Annotated in this window: 20 protein-coding genes; 18 read left to right on the top strand and 2 right to left on the bottom strand. The window is 60.0% G+C overall.

Annotated features, from left to right (window positions below):
* Positions 1-42 precede the first annotated feature (42 nt).
* The gene (locus ACILSL_RS04130; protein ID WP_395730731.1) at positions 43-1,107 is read left to right on the top strand and encodes a toprim domain-containing protein; all 1,065 of its coding nucleotides are present in this window, start codon (positions 43-45) and stop codon (positions 1,105-1,107) included.
* A 24-nt stretch (positions 1,108-1,131) separates the two neighbouring features.
* Positions 1,132-1,419, top strand: coding sequence for a hypothetical protein (locus tag ACILSL_RS04135; protein WP_395730732.1), 288 nt, complete (start codon positions 1,132-1,134; stop codon positions 1,417-1,419).
* Positions 1,420-1,521: 102 nt separating this feature from the next.
* On the opposite strand, the gene ACILSL_RS04140 is transcribed toward ACILSL_RS04135, so the two are convergent.
* The gene (locus tag ACILSL_RS04140; RefSeq protein WP_395730733.1) at positions 1,522-1,944 is read right to left on the bottom strand and encodes a DUF305 domain-containing protein; all 423 of its coding nucleotides are present in this window, start codon (positions 1,942-1,944) and stop codon (positions 1,522-1,524) included.
* Between the two features lie 151 nt (positions 1,945-2,095).
* Positions 2,096-2,584, bottom strand: a complete 489-nt coding sequence (locus ACILSL_RS04145; RefSeq protein WP_395730734.1) for a hypothetical protein — start codon at positions 2,582-2,584, stop codon at positions 2,096-2,098.
* A gap of 186 nt (positions 2,585-2,770) precedes the next feature.
* On the opposite strand from ACILSL_RS04145, the gene ACILSL_RS04150 reads away from it, so the two are divergent.
* The 16 genes from ACILSL_RS04150 (at position 2,771) to ACILSL_RS04225 (ending at position 22,495) form a co-directional block, all read left to right on the top strand.
* A complete protein-coding gene (locus tag ACILSL_RS04150) occupies positions 2,771-3,178 on the top strand; it encodes a hypothetical protein (RefSeq protein WP_395730735.1) in 408 nt (135 codons plus the stop codon).
* Positions 3,179-3,306: 128 nt separating this feature from the next.
* Positions 3,307-4,584, top strand: coding sequence for a TolC family protein (locus ACILSL_RS04155; protein ID WP_395730736.1), 1,278 nt, complete (start codon positions 3,307-3,309; stop codon positions 4,582-4,584).
* Positions 4,585-4,596: 12 nt separating this feature from the next.
* Complete coding sequence (locus tag ACILSL_RS04160; protein ID WP_395730737.1) at positions 4,597-5,316, top strand: hypothetical protein; 720 nt, start codon at positions 4,597-4,599, stop codon at positions 5,314-5,316.
* A 726-nt stretch (positions 5,317-6,042) separates the two neighbouring features.
* Positions 6,043-9,189 carry an efflux RND transporter permease subunit gene (locus tag ACILSL_RS04165; RefSeq protein WP_395730738.1) on the top strand — a complete coding sequence of 1,049 codons (3,147 nt, stop codon included), beginning with the start codon at positions 6,043-6,045 and terminating at the stop codon, positions 9,187-9,189.
* Entirely contained in the window at positions 9,186-9,533 is a 348-nt protein-coding gene (locus tag ACILSL_RS04170; protein ID WP_395730739.1) for a hypothetical protein, read from the top strand. Before ACILSL_RS04165 ends, ACILSL_RS04170 begins: the two co-directional genes overlap by 4 nt.
* 46 nt (positions 9,534-9,579) lie before the next feature.
* A complete protein-coding gene (locus ACILSL_RS04175; protein ID WP_395730740.1) occupies positions 9,580-11,679 on the top strand; it encodes an LTA synthase family protein in 2,100 nt (699 codons plus the stop codon).
* Positions 11,676-12,221 (top strand): hypothetical protein, encoded by a 546-nt coding sequence (locus tag ACILSL_RS04180; protein WP_395730741.1) that lies wholly within the window; start codon positions 11,676-11,678, stop codon positions 12,219-12,221. The genes ACILSL_RS04175 and ACILSL_RS04180 overlap by 4 nt, the downstream gene beginning before the upstream one ends.
* A 21-nt stretch (positions 12,222-12,242) precedes the next feature.
* A complete protein-coding gene (locus ACILSL_RS04185; RefSeq protein WP_395730742.1) occupies positions 12,243-14,228 on the top strand; it encodes a heavy metal translocating P-type ATPase in 1,986 nt (661 codons plus the stop codon).
* A gap of 53 nt (positions 14,229-14,281) precedes the next feature.
* Positions 14,282-14,725, top strand: a complete 444-nt coding sequence (locus tag ACILSL_RS04190; protein WP_395730743.1) for a hypothetical protein — start codon at positions 14,282-14,284, stop codon at positions 14,723-14,725.
* Positions 14,726-14,824: 99 nt separating this feature from the next.
* Entirely contained in the window at positions 14,825-15,274 is a 450-nt protein-coding gene (locus ACILSL_RS04195) for a hypothetical protein (RefSeq protein ID WP_395730744.1), read from the top strand.
* Positions 15,275-15,376: 102 nt separating this feature from the next.
* Positions 15,377-16,639, top strand: a complete 1,263-nt coding sequence (locus ACILSL_RS04200; protein WP_395730745.1) for a TolC family protein — start codon at positions 15,377-15,379, stop codon at positions 16,637-16,639.
* A gap of 18 nt (positions 16,640-16,657) precedes the next feature.
* Positions 16,658-17,830, top strand: a complete 1,173-nt coding sequence (locus ACILSL_RS04205) for an efflux RND transporter periplasmic adaptor subunit (protein WP_395730746.1) — start codon at positions 16,658-16,660, stop codon at positions 17,828-17,830.
* Positions 17,831-17,833: 3 nt separating this feature from the next.
* On the top strand, positions 17,834-21,022 hold the full coding sequence (locus ACILSL_RS04210) for an efflux RND transporter permease subunit (RefSeq protein ID WP_395730747.1): 3,189 nt from the start codon (positions 17,834-17,836) through the stop codon (positions 21,020-21,022).
* 83 nt (positions 21,023-21,105) lie between these two features.
* Entirely contained in the window at positions 21,106-21,588 is a 483-nt protein-coding gene (locus tag ACILSL_RS04215) for a hypothetical protein (protein WP_395730748.1), read from the top strand.
* 77 nt (positions 21,589-21,665) lie between these two features.
* Positions 21,666-21,998 carry a hypothetical protein gene (locus tag ACILSL_RS04220; protein ID WP_395730749.1) on the top strand — a complete coding sequence of 111 codons (333 nt, stop codon included), beginning with the start codon at positions 21,666-21,668 and terminating at the stop codon, positions 21,996-21,998.
* Positions 21,999-22,225: 227 nt separating this feature from the next.
* A complete protein-coding gene (locus tag ACILSL_RS04225) occupies positions 22,226-22,495 on the top strand; it encodes a hypothetical protein (RefSeq protein ID WP_395730750.1) in 270 nt (89 codons plus the stop codon).
* Positions 22,496-22,522: the final 27 nt, after the last annotated feature.

Genomic DNA, 22,522 nt, shown 5'->3' on the forward strand with positions numbered 1-22,522 from the left:
CTGCAAACGTCCCACAAACACCAACGCAAAGTTCATTATCTTATGGCAAAACCCTTCATTGACTTCGCGGCGGTCAAAGCCGCCGTGTCGTTTCAACAGGTGCTTGAGCATTACGGCTTCACCGCCGAAATGAAAAGCACTCGCAACGGCGACGGCCTTGACGGCCCTTGTCCCATTCACCCAGAAGCCTCCGGGAAAGACACCTTCAAGGTGACGCTCTCGAAGAACTGCTGGTTCTGTCATCTCTCTTCATGCAAATGCGGAGGCAATCATCTCGACTTCGTCGCAAAGATGGAGAATTGCGATGCACACGAGGCCGCGTTGAAGCTGGATCAGTGGTTCAAACTCGGACTCGCTGGCAAATCGGACTCACCTCCGCCGCGTCAGCAGCAAAGCCCGGCAGCGTCAACCGCACGTCCATGGACTGGCTCACCGCCTGCCCATGGAAACAGCACACAACCCTCGCGGATCGCGGTGCCACAAGAGCCTGCAGAGGAACCTGGCGAAAATGCCCCTCTCAGCTTCAAGCTGGAGAATCTGAAAACAGATCATGGGTATCTGACCGAGCGAGGACTCACCCCAGCAACGGTGGCGGAGTTTGGTCTCGGTTTTTGCGCCAAGGGCACCATGTCCGGTCGCATCGTCATCCCGATTCACAACAAAGATGGCGAACTCGTGGGCTATGCCGGACGCTGGCCTGGGCAACCGCCCGAGGATCGACCGAAATACAAGCTGCCGAACGGCTTCCGAAAAAGCGCCGAGGTTTTCAATCTCGACCGCGCCTCCAAGGAAGAGAAAGGCCTACCCCTGATCGTCGTCGAAGGTTTCTTCGATGTCATCAAGCTCTGGCAACACGGTTTTCACCGGGTTGTTTCCATCATGGGGAGTTCTCTTTCCATGGCACAAGAAGCAGCGCTCGTGGAGGCTTCTGAAGGCAGGGCGGGCATCATATTGATGTTCGACGAGGACGAGGCTGGGCGCATTGGCCGTGAAAAGGCTCTCGTAAAGCTGGCGAGGCGGCTGTTTGTCCGGGTCGTGCCTCTTCCCCAAGAAGGAGCGCAGCCTGATCTCCTGACCGAGAACGAGCTTCATGCTCTGCTGGATTGAGAACCATGACTGACCCAACTCACCATGTTCATTCTCTACCCGCAGACTGGCCTGTTTCCTCTCGGTCAGCTTTACGCCACTCCGGGTGTTCTTGTCGATGTCACTGAAACTGAGATTTCCGCTGCTCTAGCCCGTCATTCGACAGGCGACTGGGGTGATCTCTGCCAGGAGGACATTGATGAGAACAACCGTGCGCTCAAAGAGGGGGCACGGCTTCTGTCGTGCTATCGTTCATCACAGCGAGTGAAATTCTGGATCATTACCGAGTGGGATCGCTCCGTGACAACAGTGCTTCTCCCTTCGGAATACTGACCACACTCAATGGCAGTCAAGCCACCAGTTCATCATACAAAAACCAACCCCGCCCGGAGTTCATCTGGGCGGGGCTTTTCATTTTTTGATTCCGATTTATGCTCATCTAGCCCATGTATTTTGCCACTTCTGCATCATCGCAATCTCCTCAGTCTGAGTCTTGATGATCGCATTTGCCATTTCGATAATCTCAGGCCGAGAACTTGCCTTCAACGCGGCTTTAGCCATGAGCACAGCTCCTTCATGATGAGGGATCATTTCGCTGACGAAAGCTCTGTCAAAGTCAGGGCCGGATTTTCCGCGCAGGTTTTGCATCATGCCTTCCATCATGCTGTTCATGGACATTCCGGAGTGGTTTGCCATAACGGAGCCGTCTGGCATGACATGAGAGTTGTTCGTCATTGTCCTGCCCGCTTCTATGACAGAAGATGGTGTCATTGCGCTAACACACGCGTACATGAAGCAGATTACACCAGCGAATACAACACCCCCAACTGTGATGCCAACCAATTTGTTTTTGTTCATTATTTTTTCTTAGAATTGTAAAAGCAAGAGGCCGCTCAGTGCCCCTCGGCCTACTGATTATATCAGAGCCGTGTTTTCCGAACAAACCCCTTACAACGAACCTGTTTTTCCTCTTTTTTGCGCTGCTTTAGGTCGATGTCGAACTCGTGAGTTAGTGATGCCCTTCTTGCACTTCCACACTCTTTGCAGGCGAATGATGCGATGGTGCCGCTTTATCGGGGAGTGTGAGAGTCACGACTACAAGTAGGACTGCTAGGCCGTAGATGACCAGTCGCGCGACGGCACTCTGGCGGCTGAGTTTCACTCTGTGATAGGCACTAAACGCGATGGTCAGGCCAACGACAAGCAGCCATCCAGCGTAGCGTGGATTGTCGATGTAGTGTTGGATTCCTCCCGATAGGAACCCTGTGGCAACCGACAAGATGGTGACAGCGGCGAAGAAGGAAGCATTCATCTTCAGACCCGAACGACGCCCCTCTGCCACATTGGCAATCACCATCATGGTCAACCCCGCGACGGCTGTAACGACATATCGCAGGTAACCTCCGCCTATGGTGCCGAAGTGAACCACGGCTCCTGCAATCAGCGCGAGACCCAAGAACTTGCCGAGATAGGTGACGAAGGTTTCTGAGGTGTTCATGACGTCATTATACCAGAGTATTCCAAGCTGTGGCACCTGCCCTGTGTGGATAGCCTTCAACGGATTGTCGTCGTGCCCAGCGTTGCGGTGTGCCGCCCGACCCGCTTGGCCCCATGATTGCTCAGCGGAATAAACTCCCACCTTGACCATCTCACGTTGTCGGCGAGTCTTGCGCCGCTTCACTTCATGGAACGCTTCCGCCAAATCCTTTCGCTCATTCTGCTGGCCCTGATGGTCCCGGCTTCGATGTGCTGCTTTGGGCCGGATGCTTGTGCGGCGCTGGTTTGTGGCTCATGCGAGAACCATGAACATGAGGATGGGAAAGGACATGACCATGATCATCACGCCCCTGTTGGCTGCCCGAGCGAAACGATTTCTCACAGTCAGGTTCCTTTGCCGATCATGCTACCATCCTTCGCGATGGCGGAGCTTGAGGATGTCGTTCGGGAGATGCTTCGCCGCCAGGGTGAGCTTGCAGGCGAACTGCCGCAGGCAGAGTTTGTGATGACCACCGCGCCACCTGAGTTGCGAGCGACGTGGCAATTTACGCAACGCACGGCGCTTCCGGTGCGTGCGCCTTCGATCCAGGCTTAAAGTTCCGTGCGTTGGTCCGCCCATGTAGGCGGTGACTTCCACGCTGGAGCTTCCCACCGCGACCGCTCGCTGAGCGGCATCGTGGCTTTGCCGTGCCTCCGTCGAAAAACCCGAACCCCGTTCCCATCATGCGCTCTATCATTTGTCCATTCATTCTGCTCTCCGCCCTGTCTACCCTCCTTTCAGAGGAGCCCCCCGCACCCAAATCCATCGAGCATTTGGTCTCGATCACCCTTGCAGCTAACCCGGAAATTCGCTTCTACGAAGCGGAGATTGCCAAGAGCAAGGCCGTGGGCAGCACGGCGGGCAGGCAGTCAAACCCGACGCTCGAACTCCAATACGGCAAGAACAAACTTTACGCGCCTGACGGCAGTTCCGATGGCCTGGCCTTTTCCGCCAGCCTTGCGCAACCTATCGAGTGGCCGGGGCGTCTGGGCTTGCGCAAAGCAATTGCGAACCGTGACATCTTGCTCGCTGAGCTTGGCCTGGAACGTTTCCGTTTTCATCTCGCCTCACGCGTCCGCGTGCTGGCCTACTCCCTCGCGGCGCAGCAGGATGTTGCCATTGCGTCAAATGAAGTCTCCGCCCGTTATGCTTCATTGAGAGAGGTGATGGTACAGCGCGAGCCTGCGGGCATCGCTCCGCAGTTGGAGATCGTCACCATTGAGGCGGCAGCGCTCGTGGCCGAGTCGAGCGCGGCCAAGGCCGCTGTGACCATGCAGCAGGCATTGCTGGAATTGAACCAGCTCATGGGCCGCCGCGCTGATGCGCCGTTGGTCGTTCAGCGGGCCGCCTTCGAGATGAAAACAGCTCCTTCACTCGATGCACTGCTGCTCACGGCCATGAACAATCACTATGATTTGCGCATGCGCCGCTCAGAGCTTGAGCAGCAGGGCTTTAAAGTCGCTTTGGCGAAAAATGAGCGATATCCCACTGTCACCGTTGGCCCGTTTTTCCAGCAACAGAACGCCCCGGCGCTGGAAAACCAGTCGGTGATCGGCATTGGCGTCTCATTCCCGCTGCCGCTGTGGAAGAATGGCAAGGCGGAAGTCACTGCGGCTGAGGCACGGCAGATGCAGGCGCAGGCCAGCCTCAGCACCGCGCAGCGCCTGGTGGAGCGGCAGGTGACGGAATCCATGCTGCTGTTCAAAACCCAGCAGGCACGCCTCGCTCTCTGGAAGAAAGACACGATGACCAAGTTCCGTGACGCGGCAGCACTGGCGGATCGTCATTATCGTCTCGGTGCCGTGCCGATGAGCACTTTCGTCGAGTTGCAGGACAAGTATCTCGCCGCTGTGGGGGCCATCAACGAAACCCAGGTCCAGGCGCTCGAAGCCGCTCTCATGCTGGAGGCTCTCACCGGTGCGCCCGGCAGCCTCGTCACTCTCGCTGCCGCAAAACCTTAACCGCACACGTCCATGAAACTCATTTTGTCGCTCTTGCTCTTTCCCATTGCCGTCTTGTTGACGAGTTGCAGCAAATCCACCGCCAGCATGACTGACGACGGTGAGGATGCCGGTTCCTCCACAGAAAGCGGCGCACAGTTCAAAGAGGGCCACGGCCTGTCACTCACACCGCTGATGGCAAAGGCCATCGGCCTGCAAACCGCCGAAGTGCAGGAGGAAACAATCGCGCCCGTCTTCACCACCGCCTTGCAGACCATGGAGCGCGGCACCGAGGCAAGCGGCTGGATCACCGAAGCCCAGGCGGCCCGCATACAGCCCGGCATGGAAGTGGAGCTTGATCTTGCGGGCGGCAAAACCAAAGGCAGCGTGCTTCGCCTTGAAAAGTCGCCTTACGTCACGCTTGGCGACTTCGAGATCAAGGTGCAGGCCCGAGAGATCATCGACGCAGGCACCGCGCTCACGGCGACGTTTCGCTTTTCTGCTGGCGATGCCGTGCCCACGATTCCGAAAAACGCGCTGCTCACCACGGCGGAGGGCACCTTCGTCTATGCAAAGAACGACGCCTTCTACGTTCGCACGCAGGTCAAAACCGGCGCAAGGAGCAACGACCAGATCGAAATCACCGACGGCCTTTACGCGGGCGATGAAATCGTCACTTCAGCCGTGATGTCCCTCTGGCTCGCGGAACTGCAAGTCCTGCGCGGCGGTAAATCCTGCACCTGCGGCCATTAAATCGCGCCATGTTATCCATCGGCATCCACAACCGCAGACTCCGCCTCGTGATCGCTTGGATCACGCTCGCGGCGCTGTTGTCGTTGTTTGCGTTTCCCTGGAGCCATGCGCTTGGCGGAAATTGCTCACCCATGGTGCCAGCATGTGAACTGATGTGCTGCCAGGACATCTCAGCAGATAGCAGCGGCAGCCATCTGCCCGAGTGTCCCTGTGATGACACCGACCAGGAATGTGACTGTGCCTGCTGCGTGTATGCCGCATTGAGCCTGCCTCATCAGGCCACCGCCTCACCACCGATTCCACTGCGCATAGCCTGTATTCGCTGCACCTCACAGCGTGCGCCGTCCCGCATGGAACCGCCACCTTTGCCGCCTCCAAAGCAGACGCACCACTCCCACCACTTCGGCGTTTCGTCGACGTCAGTTCAATCCATTCAAACAAATCATTCAAACTTACCTATCTATGAAAACACTGTTCCTCACCCTCGCGGCCATCGCCGCCCTCACCAATCTACAAGCCGCCGAGTCGAGCAAAAACTGCTGCGCTCAGGCACCTTGCTGTGAGTCCTCATCATGCTGCCTCACCGGTAGTTGCTGTGACGACTGTCTCACCTGCTGCCTTACAGACGACTGCTGCAAGAGCGGCTGTTGCGACGCGGGCTGCTGCGAGTGCTGCGCTGACTAACTAGCGCCTCCACGGCGTCCGCCGACTCCGGTCGGACTCACCATGCTCACTCATCTCATCACCCTCGCCATGCGGCAGCGGGCCGCCGTGCTGCTTGCCACGTTGATCCTCATCGGCATCGGCACTTACTCGGCCATTCATTTGCCCATTGATGCCGTGCCGGACATCACCAATCCGCAGGTGCAGATCAACACCGCTGTCAATGCGCTCGCGCCCGAGGAGATCGAAAAGCTCGTCACCTTCCCTATCGAAATGGAGATGGCCGGCCTGCCGGGCATGGTGGAGCTGCGCTCACTGTCCAAGTTTGGCCTCTCGCAGGTCACGATGATTTTCCACGATGACGTGGACATCTACCGCACACGGCAGCTCGTCACCGAGCGGCTGCAAGGCGTGCTCGATGAACTGCCGCCGGGCCTCACGCCGAAACTGGCACCCGTCGCGACGGGTCTCGGAGAAATCTTCTACTACAGCCTCGACTACGCTGAGGACGCCAAAACCAAGCCCGCCACACGCGAGGCCCAGCTCATGGCCCTGGCTCAAATTCAGGAGTATCAGGTGAAGCCGCTGCTGCGCGGCACGCCCGGTGTCGCGGAGGTCAATACCAGCGGCGGTTATCGCAAGCAGATCGTCATCCAGCCTGATCCCACACGCCTCGCCGCACGCGGTCTTTCGCTCGACATGCTCGCCGAGATCGTGCAGCAGCACACGCGCAATGCCGGTGGCGGTTACATCGAGATCGGTGGTGAGCAGTTGATCATCCGTGCCGCCAGCCGTGTGAATGAGATCGAGCAAATTCTTCCCATTCCGCTCAAGTTTGCCGGAGGCGTGAAGCCCATCTTGCTCAGCGAAGTCGCCACGGTCAGCATCGGTAGCGCCTTTCGCACCGGTGCAGCCACCGATGATGGCAAAGAAGCCCTCATTGGAGCCACCATCATGCTTGCCGGTGAAAACTCCCGCCTCGTGGCCCAGGCCGTGCGTGCCCGCCTCACTGAGATTCAAGAAAAGCTGCCGCAGGGCGTCGTCATCCGCACACTGTATGACCGCAGTGATCTCGTCAGCCGCACCATCGCCACCGTGGAGAAAAACTTGGCCGAGGGTGCCTTGCTCGTTGTCGTCGTGCTCTTTGCACTCCTGGGGAACATCCGCGCTGCCTTCATCGTCGCCCTGGTCATTCCCTTCTCCATGCTCTTCGCCATGACCGGCATGGTTCGCTACGGCATTAGCGGCAATTTGATGAGCCTCGGAGCCATCGACTTCGGCCTCATCATTGATGGCGCTGTCGTCATGGTGGAAAACATCGTGCGTCACCTCGGTGAGAAGCAGCACGCGCTGGGTCGCAGGCTCACCGCCGCCGAGCGCACCGAGGAAGTGCTCAAATCGGCCAAAGAAGTCGCCAACCCCATGTTCTTCGGCGTGCTCATCATCACCGTGGTCTATGTGCCCATTCTCGCCTTGCAGGGCATCGAGGGGAAAATGTTCAAGCCCATGGCCCTCGTCGTCATGCTCGCTCTGGGCGGTTCACTCGTGCTCGCCGTGTCATTGATGCCCGTTTTGTGCTCCTACCTGCTCGGCGGCAAAATCGACGAGAAGGACAACTGGATCGTCACCCTCACCAAACGCCTCTACACCCCGCTGCTGCGCTTTGGACTGCGCTTTAAGCCGCTCATCGTCCTCCCCATGATCGTGATCTTTGGCTCCTCGCTGTGGGTGCTCTCGCGGCTCGGCTCCGAGTTCATCCCGCAGCTTGATGAGGGCGACTTCTCCTTCCAGCTCATCCGCAGCAGCAGCGCCGGAATCTCCGCCTCCATCGACTTGCAGAAGCAGAGCGAAGCCCTCATCCGCCGCGACTTCCCCGAGGTGAAGGAAATGTTCTCCCGCATCGGCACCGCTGAAGTCGCCACCGATCCCATGAACCCCAACGTGGCCGACACCTACCTCATGCTCAAGCCGCGCGACCAGTGGCGCACGGAAAATGGCAAGCCCATCAGCAAAGAAGAACTCGGCGCACTCATGCGCAAAACCCTGCTCGATCAAGTGCCCGGCCAAAACATCCTCGTCACCCAGCCTATTCAGATGCGCTTCAATGAGATCATGGCCGGGGCACGCGCCGACCTCGTGTGCAAAATCTTCGGCGACAGCTACGACGAATTGGAACGCCTCGCCGGAGAGGTTCGTGCCGCGATCACCGCCGTTCGCGGCGGTGGTGAGACCTCGTTCGACAGCATCGGCAAGAATCCCATGATCGAAATCCAGCCCGACCGCGAAGCGCTGCGCAAATACAACGTCCACACCGAAGAATTGAACCGGCTGGTCGAAACCGCGCTGGCTGGCGACGAGGTTGGCCTCGTTATCGACGGCAACAAACGCAGCCCCATCGTTGTGCGTCTCGCTGAAGACCGCCGCAGCGACCTCGAAGCCCTGAAGCGCCTCGCCGTGCCTACTGATGGCGGCGGCATGCTGGCACTCGGCCAGATCGCCAAGATCGTGCTCGTGCCGCAGCCCGTGCAGATCGCCCGCGAGAAAACCCAGCGGCGCGTCAGCATCCTCATCAACGTGCGTGGCCGTGACACTTCCAGCTTCGTCGCGGAAGCCACCCAGGCTATCCGTGACAAGGTGAAGTTCCCTGATGGCTACTACTTTGAATTCGGCGGCCAGTTCAAAAACCTCCAGGAAGCCAAAGCCCGCCTCACCATCGTCGTCCCGCTCGCCCTCGCACTGATCTTCGTGCTCATCTTCCTCAGCTTCGGTTCGTTCAAGCAAGCCACGCTCATCTTCATGTGCGTGCCGCTCGCCGTCACCGGCGGCATCTTTGCCCTGCATCTGCGTGGCATGCCCTTCACCATCAGCGCTGCCGTCGGCTTCATCGCCCTCAGCGGCATCGCCGTGCTCAATGGCATCATGCTCATCAGTTACATCAATCAGTTACGCGGAGAAGGTCGCAACGTGCGGGATGCCGTCGTCGAAGGCACGCTCACCCGTTTGCGCCCCAAGCTTATGACCGCCCTCGTCGCCAGCCTCGGCTTCGTCCCCATGGCCATCGCCACCGGAGCCGGAGCGGAAGTCCAGCGCCCCATCGCCACTGTCGTCATCGGCGGCATCGTCACCTCCACATTCCTCACCTTGCTCGTCGTGCCCGTGCTCTACGACTGGATTGAAAGAAAAGGCAAATTCCAACCTCAAACCCCATGAACACACCATCCCGTCTCTGCCTGCTCATTGTTCTACTGTTGTCTGTGGCCTCCCTCCAGGCCACCCCCTCCATCCGCGCTCACGGAGTCATGATCACCGGCACCGTCCGCAGTGTGGATGCCTCCTCGCGAACCATCGTCTTCACCCAGGATGGCGGTGCTCTTCGCAAGCTTGTGTGGATTCGTTGGGCCGTGTTCGTGCAGGCTGGCCGGGAAACATCACCCACGCTCCTTCTCCCAGGCATGAGGGTGGCGCTGCGTTATCACAATCCGCTTTTTGGCTCCGATTACTTCACCCGCGCCACCCTGCTGACGCCGAACTCAAGCCATGAACGGAAGCACTGACGCGCCTGCGCGGCCCTCGGCAGCCCTTCCGCACCTTTTCAAAACCATGAACACGCGCTTTCCTCTTTGGTTCTCCCTCGTGGCGTTTGGCCTCTGGCAGGTGCTGCGGCTGGCCTTGTGGCTGTCCCACGCGCCGCCTGGAGCCAGCCCGCGAGACACGATGCTGCTGTTCCTCGCAGGAGTTCACCTCGACGCCGTTTGGGCGCTTGTCGGCAGCGCCATCCTCCTTGCTGTGAGCGCGTTTGCTGCCACGCTGCTCGCCGCTCTTCCCTGTCTCGTTCTGCGGGTGTTTGGCCTCCGGCTTTGGCATCCGGCGAGGCGGCTGCTTTTTCGCGCCGCCGTGACCGTCGGCTGCATGACGGGCGTGTTCCTCGTGCTGAGCGAATGGTATTTCTTCGATGAGTTCGACAGCCGCTTCAACACCGTCGCCATCGACTACCTCATCTACCCTCACGAGGTTTTCACCAATCTGCGCGAGAGCTATCCGCTCCCGTGGATCGGGCTGGTCTGCGTCATCGGCGGCGCGGCCATCTCCTACGCGGGATTCACGCGGTTCAGCCCGCAGTTGGCGGGGCAGCCCGTCCGCGCAAGATTCAAACTCGCCGGGATCATGGCGGGCATCACCATCCTGGCACCGTTCAGCGTGCTTGACATCGAGACTGCCTTCAGCCGCCAGCGCGTCATCAATGAGCTTGCCAACAACGGCTGGGCCAGCGCGGCACGCGCCGCCTGGAGCCGTAATCTCGACTACACCGCCTTCTATCCCACCCTCGACCGCCGGGAGGCGTTTGTCCGCGCCCGCAACCTGCTCACCGACCCGGACACCGTTTTCCTCGCACCCGAGCCTCCTGCCGCGCCGGCAAAGGACACCGATGAGATGCCGTGGCTGCGGGCGGCGCGTGACTCGCTGGTGCGTGAAATTTCGGGTGATCCCGCCAGGCCGAAGCTCAACGTCTGCATCATCACGGAAGAAAGCATGGGCAGTGAGTTTTGGGGCTGCCTTGGCCGCACCGTGGACGGCAGGCCGCACACGCTGACCCCGCGCATGGACGCCATCGCCACCCAGGAAGGGCTGCTTTTCACGCATCTGCTGGCAGACGGCAACCGCACCATCCGTGGCCTGGAGGCGATCTATTCGAGCTTCCCGCCCCTGCCAGGGGACTCCATCCTCGCCCGCGACCAGACTCAGAATGTCGAGACCATCGCCCGGTTGCTCAAGCGTGATGGCTACAGCACGTTGTTCTTTTATGCCGGGCGCGGCAGCTTTGACCATGTCAAGTCCTACACCCTCAGCAATGGTTGGGACCGGCTTGTCGATGAGTCCGACTTTGAGCGGCCCGTGTTTCGCAACGCCTGGGGCGTCAGTGACGAGGATCTGCTTCAACGCGGCATTGTCGAAATGCGCGCGATGCATCTCACCGGGAGGCCCTTCCTCGCCACGTTCATGACGGTGTCCAACCACCGGCCCTTCACCTATCCGGAGGGGCGCATCCCGGAATCTCCCGGCCAGCGTCGTCGTGACCATGCGGTGAAGTATGCGGATTGGGCGCTGGGGGATTTCTTCGACCGCGCCCGCCACGAGCCCTTCTGGCGGAACACTGTTTTTGTCGTGGTGGCCGACCATGGTGCCCGTGTTTACGGCAGTCAGACCATCCCGCTCAAGAGCTATCAGATTCCCTTGGTGGTGGTTGCCCCGGCCCTCATCACCGAACCGCGCCGCATCGACATTGTTGGCAGCCAGCTCGATGTCGCCCCCACCCTTCTCGGGCTTGTCGGCAGGCCTTATCGCAGCCTGTTTTTCGGCCACGACTTGCTCAAGGAGGATGCCGCCTCGCGCGTGCGCTGCCTCATGCATCACAACCGGTCCATCGCGGTTTTCCATGCGCAGCACCAGGTCGTCTTCGGGCTGAACAAAACCATCGAATACTGGCAGGGAAGCGCCTCCTCAGCGGCGATGAGCCGGGCCACCGAGGCCAATGTTTTGTTCAGCTCGGTGCGCGATGATGGCATCGCCCTCTTCCAGGTGGCGGATGACCTTTACACGCACGGCTTGTTCTGCCTGCCGCCCGACACGCCGCCGCTCCTGCCGCCGCGGACGCCTCTTGATTCTACTCCAACCAACCAACCCCCGCCAAAACAACCATGAAAACCCACATCAGCCGCTCAGCCAGGCTGCGCCGCGGAGTGCGGCGCATCGCCGCCCACTTCGTCATCATCCTGCTCACCAGCACCGGCTCCGCGCTGGCCGACAACAGCGTCAAACTGCAAATCGCCGCCAAGAGCGACTTCAACGACCCCAAGAACAGCGTCCAGGAGGTTCAAGACCGCTGGCTGGAGATCACCGCCACCGCCTTCCATCTCGACAAGCCCGCCGCTGTCCGTCTGGAATGGACTTGTTATGGCGATGACCTCGCCGCACGCAAAGTCATCAAACATGCCTCCGGCAAGGGCGCGGTGGAGCTGGTGCAGGGCCAGCAGGCCAGTTTGAAGACCAAGCCCATCCGCTTCGACTTCACGCCCCGCCACACCGTCCGCACCGGCAGCGGCAGGCGGGCACGCTCCAAGGTGATCGAGGCCGCCGGCGTGCGTTATCACGCATGGGCCGTCCGCGCGTTCATTGGCGATCAGCTCGCTGGCGAGGCTTACAGCATGCCTGCGATCAAAAAGCTCCTCGACGGCGGGAAATAAGCACCAACTCAGGCTCTCGTCATGAACACAGCCCCATCCTCCTCTCCGTCCGGCTCCTGCCGTTCCTGCGGCACCGAGCCGCACGACACGGTGTTCTCTCGGCAGTGGCTCGTCGCCGTATCGGGTGGGTGGCTGTTCATGGGCTTGCTGCTGCGCTGGCTGGGGCTTGGCTCCCCCCTGGGAACCACGCTGTTTTCCGCGCTCGCCACTGTGAGCGGCGGGCTGCTGGTGGTGCCAGCCGCCTTCGCGGCATTGAAGCAGCTCCGCCTGGACATGAATGTGCTCATGACCGTGGCTGTGACCGGTGCCTGGCTGGTCAACGAGGGTGGCGAGGCTGCGGTCGTTGTGTTTTTGTTCGCCCTGTCCGAGTTGCTGGAGTCATGGAGTGCCGGTCGGGCCAGACGCGCCATCGCCGCGCTGATGCAGCTCACCCCCGAAACAGCGCAGGTGCGTGGAGCGGACGGCGTGTTTGTGGAAGTCAACGCCAGGGACGTCGGCCTCGGCGCGGCCATCAGCGTGCGCAGCGGCGCACGCATTCCCATGGACGGCAAGATCATCAGCGGCAGTTCCAGCGTGAATCAAGCCCCCATCACCGGCGAGTCCGTGCCGGTGGACAAGCAGCCCGGCGACACCGTTTTTGCAGGCACCATCAACGGTGAAGGCTCGCTGCTCGTGGAAGTCACGAAAGCCGCCAGCGACTCCACGCTCGCCCGCATCATCAAGCTGGTCGAAGAAGCCGAGGAACAGAAAGCCCCCACGCAGCGTTTTGTGGATCGCTTCGCGAGCATTTACACCCCGGTGGTGTTCGTCGTCGCCTTGCTGGTGGCCCTGCTGCCACCGCTGCTCATGGCCGGTGCGTGGTCGGAGTGGACTTACCGCGCCCTCGTGCTGCTCGTCATCGCCTGCCCCTGTGCGCTGGTGATCGCCACGCCCGTTTCGATTGTGTCCGGCCTCACCGCGCTGGCACGGCGCGGCGTGCTCATCAAAGGCGGCGCTTATCTCGAAGCCGTGGGCAAGCTGCGCGTTCTCGCCGTGGACAAGACCGGCACCATCACGCAGGGCAGACCGCAAGTCACCGGTGTCACCGCGTTTGGTCCTCTGGATGAAAACGAAGTGCTGCGTCTGGCCGCGGCCATCGACCAGCACTCGACTCATCCCCTCGCCCAGGCCGTGGTGGCGGAGGCGCGGCAGCGCGGCATTCTGCTGGATCAAGCCTCGCTCTACATCTCCCTGACGGGGCGTGGAGCCACCGCCATCATCGAGAACCGCCCGTATTTTATCGGCAATCACAAGCTGGTGCAGGAACTCGTCGTTTGCAGCGCCGAAGTGGACTCCCATCTCGCGGAGATCGAGTCACGCGGCGAATCTCTCGCCATTCTCGGGCACGCCCCGCACGCCTCCGGCGGCGGCGAAGTGCTCGGCATCATCAGCATCGGCGACACCCTGCGTCCCGAGGCCGCCCACGCCCTTACCCTGCTGCATGAGGCAGGCATTGCAAAAGTCGTCATGCTCAGCGGTGACAACCAGCGCACCGTCGATGCCATCGCCCGCGTGGCAGGCATTGACGAAGCCTATGGCGATCTCATGCCTGAGCAGAAGATCGAGCACATCCGCCGCCTCATGGCCGAGCATCACCACGTCGGCATGATCGGCGATGGCGTGAATGACGCCCCCGCGCTCGCGCTTGCCAGCGTCGGCATCGCCATGGGAGCCATCGGCAGTGACACCGCGATTGAGACCGCCGACATGGCTTTGATGAAGGACGATCTCACCCGCGTGGCCGAAGCCATCACTCTTGGCCGCCGCACCCTGCACATCATTCAGTTCAACGTCGGCTTTGCACTCGTCATCAAGGCCGTCTTCCTGATTCTCGCCTTCACCGGCCACGCCAGCCTCTGGCTCGCCATCCTCGCCGACACCGGCGCGACACTGCTCGTCATTTTCAACGCCCTGCGCCTGCTCGGCCCTTCGCCTTTCCTGAAACCAGCCACCGGCTCCAAGCCCTGAAACTGGCACCCACGGAAAACCCAACCTACAACCCAACCCAAGCCAACGAACCCATGAAAACACTGCTCCATCTGATCACCCTCCTCACCGTCGCCGCCGGCAGCATCCTCGCCGCCGACACCGACGCCAAAGTCAAAGCCGGCCCGCGCAAAGGCCTCATCCTCGATCTCGGCGGCAAGCAAGCCGAGTTCTTCGTTGAGAAAAACCGCAGCATCAGCATCGCCGTCTATGACACCGCCCTGAAGGTCCAGCCCGTCTCCACGGAGGTCATCACCGCCACCGCCGAGGCACCCAGCGGCAAGGTGAAGATCGCCTTCGAAGCCAAAGACGGCAAACTCGTCTCCACCACCAAGCTCCCCGAAGGTGAAGGCTACCAAGTCGTTGTGCAGGCCAAAGCCGCGCCCGATGCCAAAACCAAGAACTTCCGCATCAAGCTGGAACTGCACACCTGCAAAGAGTGTGGCAACGCGGAATACGCCTGCACCTGCGACGAGTGATTGAATTGGTCGGAAAGCTCCTGATTCCAAGCTCTGGGGTCAGGGGCTTCAAAATTAGAATTGAATAAGTTCAAGTCTCGCATCATCTTAGCAGCGTCCATGGCTACTCTCCGCACACGTATCCTTACCTCGCTCGCCGTTCTGGCGGTGGCGTGTGCGCAGGTGTTTGGCTTGCAGAGAGGTTTCCTTTGTGACTGCGGCGGCGTGCAGGAGGTGACGCAGGCGGATCACTGCCATGGCCCTCACTCGGCGGCCTGCCATGACGAGGAGAAGGCTGCGCCTTGTCATTCATCGGACGATCACCCGGACAGTGAGGACACGCATGAGCACCCAGCCATCGTCGAGAGCCTGACGGCGAGCCAGGCGTCGGTTATTCAAATCGCGGCTCCTGCGCCGGTGCTGGTTGATCTAGTGATTCCCGAATGGATTCTGTCGGTGCTGCTGCCAGCACAGGTTTCGATGGTTGCCGAGGCTCCGCCTTGGTTGGAGCACGAACGAGGTCGAACTTGGCCCCAGGTGCTCGCGCATACGATTGTTTTGAGAGTTTGAGAGCCTTCACGGCCCGCCATCCACGATTGATGGCAGGTGGCTGTGATGTGTCCCCCTTCCGGCATGGGATTTCCATGCCTGAATTCTCCAAACTCTTTTTCCATGAAACCATTCCCATTTCTTTTACTCGTATTGACCTGCGCCAGCCATGCCTCGGCGCTCTCGTTATCCCTCGGTGAGGTCGCATCTCGCGTGCGGATTCATCATCCCGCTCTCAAAGCGGCCCGTCTCGCCATTGAGGAAGCCCGTGGGCGGCAGCTCGGCTCAGGTCGCCTGTCGAATCCCACGTTTGGCTACGACTTCCAAAACCAGAGCAACGTCAGCCCTCAGACCGGTGTCTTTTCCATCGACCAGTCCTTCCCCATCACCCGGAGGCTCAGTCTGGAGAAAAAGCTCACCTCCCAGCTCGTCACCGCAGCGGAGCTGGAGATTCGGGATGTGGAGCGCAAGCTGATCTCCGATGCTCAGCAGCAGGTCGTGCAGTTGCTCACCCTCTCGAAGCAGCGTGCCTTGCGGCAGCAGCAAACGGAGCTGGCTCAGAAGCTCTCCGAGTTTGCCAGCGGACGTGCCAAGGCGGGCGAGGTGTCTCCTTTGGATGCGAAACAGGTGCAGCTCGACGCCCAACGCCTGCGAGTGGAGTCACGCTTGCTGGAGGCACAGAGCGTCAGCCTGCTCGGGCAGCTCAAGCCCATGCTCGGCTTGCGCTCGGAGGATGCGTTGAGCATTTCAGGCGATCTGCCTGCTCTGTCATTGCCCGCGAAGTCCTCATGGATGATGCGGCCCGATTACCAACTCGCGCAGACGAAGATCGCCGCCGCCCAGACGGGCAAGGATCTCGCCAAAGCGAAACGTATGCCAGATGTGACTGCGGGGTTCTTTGCTTCCCGCGAAATGCAGGATGTGACGACGACGCAGCGTGAGCGCACCGGCTTTGTCGGCTTCCGCATTTCCATTCCGCTGCCCTTCTGGAATCGCAATCAGGGCGAGATCGCCGAAAAGGCGGCGGCAGCCGAACGAGCACGGTTGGAAAGCGAAGCGCTCGCCGTGCAAATCAACGGCGAGGCTGGCACTGCACGCCGCGAGATGGAAACGAATGCCTCCATCGTCCGTGAGACACGCGACACGCTTCTACCGCTGGCAGTGGAGCAGATGACCGCCATGCAGAAGGCTTATGAGTCGGGTCAGGCCGACCTGCTCTCCGTGCTGCGAGCACGGGATCAAAGGCTCCAGCTTGAGGCCGCTTCACTGGATGCCCTGCGTGATTTCCACCTTGCCCGTATCCGCTACGAGGCCGCCACCGGTAAGCACGCACCCGCCATCGTGCCCGCTGCCAAGCCCGCCACCCCTTCCTCAACACGCCGCTAACTCATTCCCCGATTGAACATGAAACGATCCTTTGTCCCCCTCTTTCTGATCCTGACCCACTCCGGCTTCATCCACGCCGCAGAAGACACCAAACGCGCTTCCAATACCGTCGTGCTGGATGACACCGGAGTGAAAAACCTCCGCATCGAAACCGTCGAGGTCGAAGAAACCGACTTTGAGCAAACCATCTTTTCGCTGGGACGCATCGAATCCATTCCAGGCAAGGTGGCGGCGGTGAGCAGCCGCATTTCAGGCCGTGTGGTGGAGCTGAAAGTCGCTCCCGGCGACATGGTGAAAAAAGATGACGAAGTGGCGAAAATTGAGAGCCGTCAGCCCGGCGATCCGCCGCCTGTCATCACGCTCAAAGCTCCGCTCGGAGGTTTGATCACGCGTGTCGAGAAACGTCTGGGCGATCCCTTGGAGCCAGAAAACGCGCTGCTGGAGATCACCGATCTGAGCGAGGTCTATGCCATGGCGCGAGTGCCTGAGCATCAGGCCGGGCGCATGAAGCCTGGCACGGTGGCACACATCAAAGTGGCCGCACTGCCGACTGAAAAGTTTGATGGCGAGCTGCTGCGTTTCGGCACCAGCGCGGACAAGGAAAGCGGCACCATTGACGCTATCTTCCGCCTGACGAATCCCGGCGGCCTGCTGCGTGCGGACATGCGGGCGGAGTTTTCCATCGTGATGAGCAAGCGTGCGAATGTGGTCAGCGTGCCGCGTGCGGCCTTGCAGGGTGAGTCATCGAACCGCTTCGTCTATGTGAAGGACTTCGATCTGCCAAACGCCTTTGTGAAGACAAAGGTGCAGGTCGGCGAGATGAACGACCGCTTTGTCGAGATCACCAGCGGTCTGCTTCCGGCCGATGAAGTGGTGACTCGTGGTGCTTACTCACTCTCCTTTGCCGGAGCCAGCAGTGTCTCGCTCAAAGAGGCGCTGGATGCCGCGCATGGTCATGAACATGCCGCCGATGGCGGAGAACTGACTCCCGAGGCTAAAGCGGAGATGGAAGCCAAGAAACGTGCCGCTTCTGGCCTGCCACCGCAGACCGAGAGTCCCAGCAATCCGCTTTGGATGTATGCCAGCGGTGTTTTGTTCGTGCTGCTGCTCATCTCCATGTTCAGCAAAAAGCGCAGCGCCAAGGACGAGGATGAAGTCCCGGTGAAACCCATCAACAAGGAGGCCGCGTAAGTCATGCTCAACAAAATGATTCATTGGTCGCTCGCCAATCGAGCGGTCATCATCGGCCTGTCTCTCATCCTCATGGTGATGGGCATGAAGACGGCCACCGAGCTGCCGGTGGAGGTGCTGCCAGACCTCACTAAGCCCACTGTTATCATCTTGACCGAATCTCCCGGCCTTGCGCCGGAAGAAGTCGAGATGCGCGTCACCCAGCCTATTGAAACGGCGCTGATGGGCGTGGCAGGACTCACGCGGCTGCGCTCCAACTCGGATGTGTCGCTTTCACTCGTCTATGCCGAGTTCGGTTGGGACACAGACATCTACCGGGCACGCATGTTCGTCCAAGAGCGGCTGCAAGCAGCACGCGGCCAGCTTCCTGAAGGCGTGCAGCCCTTCATGACGCCGGTGGCGTCGCTCATGGGCGAGATTTTGCTCGTCGGCGTGCGCTCCACCATCAAAGAGGGCGAACCCGGCTACCTACCTCCGCGAGAAGTGCGTACACTGGCTGACTGGACAGTCATGCGCCGACTCAAAAGTATTCCAGGCATCGCCGAAATCCTCAACATGGGTGGCGGGGTGAAGCAGATCGAGATTCAGCCTGACCCCTTCAAGATGCAGGCGAACAACGTGACCTATGCCGAGCTGGAAACCGCCGCCACCGAGGCCGCGAACACCACCACAGGCGGCTTTCTCAACACCGGCCCCACCGAGATCATGGTGCGCAATCTAGCGATGACCGTGGAGCTGAACGACATCGCCCGCACCATCATCAAGAAGGTCAATGACCGGCCCATCTCCATCGGCGATGTGGCGAATGTGGTGTGGGGCATCGAACCCATGCGTGGCGATGCCACCGTGAGCCAGGCCCCGGAAAAATCACCGACCTACGGCGTCATCATGTCCATCACCAAAGCTCCCGGCTTTGACACGCGGAAGCTCACGGAGCAAATCCAGCAGGCGCTCGATGAATTGAAATCCACCTTCCCGAAAGGCGTCGAAACCACGCTGCTCTTCCAGCAGAAAGATTTTATTGATCACGCCATCGGCAATCTCACCGAGGCCATCCGCGATGGTGCGGTGATGGTGACTGTCGTGCTGTTCCTGTTCCTGCTGAACTTCCGCACCACGTTCATCACCTTGATGGCCATGCCGCTCTCCTTCGGCATCACGATGCTCATTTTCAAATGGTTCGGCATCAGCGTGAACAGCATGACCCTCGGCGGTCTGGCCGTCGCTATCGGCATGGTCGTGGATGACGCCATCGTGGATGTGGAGAACGTCTTTCGCCGATTGCGGGAAAACGCCGCTCTGCCTGTGCCTCATCCGCGATTGAAGGTCATTGCCAAGGCCTCCGGTGAAGTGCGGAACTCCATCCTCTACGCCACGGTGCTCATCATTCTCGTGTTCCTGCCACTGCTGGGCCTCACGGGAGTCGAGGGCAAGCTCTTCGCGCCCATCGCCATCGCCACGATCATCTCCATGATCGCCTCGTTCATCGTCTCGCTCACCGCCATCCCGGTGCTGTGCTCCATGCTGCTGAATCCGAAAGAAGGCCACGAGCACAAGGACGGCTTCATCACACGGAGCATGAAGTGGCTGCTGGAGCACACGCTGTTGAAGTTTGCGCTCAATCAACCGCTCATGGTGCTCACCCTCGCCGTGGTGATGCTCATCGCCGCCTTCTCTTTGTATCCAAAGATGAACAAGGACTTCCTGCCCAAGTTCCAGGAGGAAACCGCGCTCATCGCCGCCACCACCGCGCCGGGCACTTCGCTGGACGAGATGAACAAAATCTCCGACGTGATCGAACAGCAAATCCTCACTGTGCCGGAGGTGCGCAAAGTCGGGCGTCGTCTCGGGCGTGCCGAGCGTGGCGACCATGTGGTGCCCGTCTCCACCGCCGAGTTCGATGTGGACTTCCGCGAGATGCAGGGGGAGAGCAAAACCAAGGGCCGAGATCGCAAGGCCATCCTTGATGACATCAACAAGAAGATCAAAAGCGTCCCAGGTGTCTTTGCTGTGGTCGGCGGGCCGCTGGCGGATCGCATCGGCCACATGATGAGCGGTGTTTCCGCGCCGGTGGCCGTCAAGGTCTTCGGCCCTGATCTCGATAAGCTCCGCCAAATCGGCATCGAGATTCAAACTGTGGCAAAGAGCATTCCCGGCTTTGAGGACTGCAAGCTCGATCAAACCTCCTCCATCCCGCAACTCCGCATTGAGCCGGATCGTGATCGTGCCAAAGCCTACGGCATTGCCCCCGGCAAGCTCAATGAGCAGCTTTCCAGTCTCATCGGTGGCAAGTCAATGGCCGAACTGCGAGAAGGCCAGCGACGCGTCAATCTGGTGATGCGCCTGCCGGTCGAGTGGCGTGATTCACCGGACAGAATCGCTGAGTTGCCTGTCGAGATGGAAGACAACGGCGACGGTCAGCACACTCAGCGCATACCTTTGTCACTCGTCGCCGATGTGCGCGAGGCGAAGGGGCCGAACGTCATTTTCCGCGAAAACAGCCAGCGCCGTTTCGCACTCGGCATCAAGCCCACTGTGAGAGATGTCTCGAATCTCGTCGTCAGGCTGCAATCCGAGGTGAAAGAGAAAGTCACGCTGCCAGAAGGCTACTTCATCACTTTCGAGGGTGAGTTTCAGGCGCAAAAAGAGGCCACGCAGCGCATCGTCGTGTTTTCGGCCATCGTGTTCGTCGCCGTGTTTCTCATGCTTTTCGGCTACTTCCGCAGTGCATCGCTCGCGCTCCAGGTGCTCGTGAATATCCCGCTCGCACTGATGGGCGGCCTAGCCTTCACCTACTTCAAGCTGAACAACATCAGCATCGCCACGCTGGTTGGCTTCATCGCCGTCGGCGGTGTCGCCGCTCGCAATGGCATCATGATGATCAGCCACTACCTGCACCTCATGCAGCATGAGGGCGAGGGCTTCACAAAGAAGATGGTCATACGCGGCACACTGGAAAGGCTCGTGCCCGTTTTGATGACCGCCCTCAGCGCAGGCATCGGTTTGATCCCGCTCGTGCTCGCAGCGGATCAGCCAGGGAAAGAAATCCTCCATCCCGTAGCCGTCGTCATCGTCGGCGGCCTCATCTCCTCCACCTTCCTCGATATGGCGATCACGCCCGCGATGTTCTGGCTCATCGGCCGCAAAGCCGCCGCCAAGGCTATCGAACTCGACGCACCTGCCTCGCATTAACATTTACCGAAGTCGCGACGGCACACACGCCGCCGCACCCAGGCAAAACAGAACCAAAACCAAACAATAGACAACCGCACCCCATGAAAACCAAACTGCTCAGCACCCTGCTCACCCTCGCGCTCGCCTTCACCGCCACCGCTGCGGACAAAGACAAGCATGACCACGAACACGCCGCCAAAGCCGGCCCCACTGGCGGCAAGCTCATCACCGAAGTGGAACCCCACGTCGAGTTCTTCGTGAACAAAGACAAGAAGGTCGAAATCCGCTTCATTGATGACGACATGAAAGTCGTCGCCCCTGGAGCGCAGGTCATCAGCGTCACCCTCGGCGACCGCTCCGCTCCCACCAAGCTGAGCTTCACCAAAGACGGCGACAAGCTCATCTCCGACAAAGCCATCCCTGAAGGCGCTGATCTGCCCACAGTCGTGCAGATCAAGGCCAAGGCCGGTGAGAAAGCCGTGACCGAGAAGTTCAACCTGAACCTCAACGACTGCCCGACCTGCAAGAACAAGGAATACGCCTGCACCTGTGCGCACGGCGATGAGAAGGAGGAAAAGAAGTAACCCTTCACTCGCCCGCGTCATGCCACAGCGCCGTCCCACCGTGAGGGCGGCGCTGCTGGCTGTGCGGCACCACGACCATGAAACACCGCCTTGTACTTTTCACTCTAACAGTCCTCGCTTGTTTCTGGCTGCCATCCACCGCCAGCGCGATTCGCCCGATGGGCACCACGATGACCGGCGTTGTCCAAAGCGTTGATCACTCCACCCGCTGGATCACCTTCGAGCAGGATGGCGGCCGCGTGCGCCAGTTCGTTTACTCCGAATGGGCCAGATTTTGGCACGCAGAGGTGGAACCGCTGCCTGCTCATCTCAAACCCGGCATGAGGGTTCAGATCAACCTGCATAGTCCCCTTTTTGGCCCGGATTTCGTGCGCCAGATCGTGCTGCTCGCGCCTTCGCTCAAGCCCTGAACGTCATGAATTCAACCTCACTAGCCTTTCATTTGCTTGCCATAAGCGTGCTGTTGGTTTGCTCCTCATGCACCACTACTGTCTGGCAGCAGGCGCAACGTTCTGATGGGCTGATTGATTTTGCGCTCGGTGGTGCTCGCAGGGAACTACCTGTCAGTGTGGAGAAGGTTTCAGATGAGGGTGGAACCATTGTTTCAGCCCACGTCCGCAGCAGCGGCACTGGCACCATGGTCTTCGGACTCGTAGGTCGGCATTCCTTGTTCAATCCACCGGCAGGCTCCCATGTCGATGTCGTCCTGCTCAATTCGCGAGGAGAAGCTATCGAAGGCAGCGCTGTGGATTATCTGCCACGCGAACTTCCATCGGGAAGACGCATAGGCTTCTCCTATTCGCGCTACTTCGTCTCGCTCGCTTCAAAACCACCGCCTGGCTCATCCATCAAAGTCGTCCTCCACGGAGCACCGAAGTCCGCCTGCCATTTTGCCAGCCGCCCATGAACTTCCACGTCCGCATTCCTGCTCCCT

The sequence above is a fragment of the Prosthecobacter sp. genome, assembly GCF_044222345.1.
Classification (GTDB): Bacteria; Verrucomicrobiota; Verrucomicrobiia; order Verrucomicrobiales; family Verrucomicrobiaceae; genus Prosthecobacter.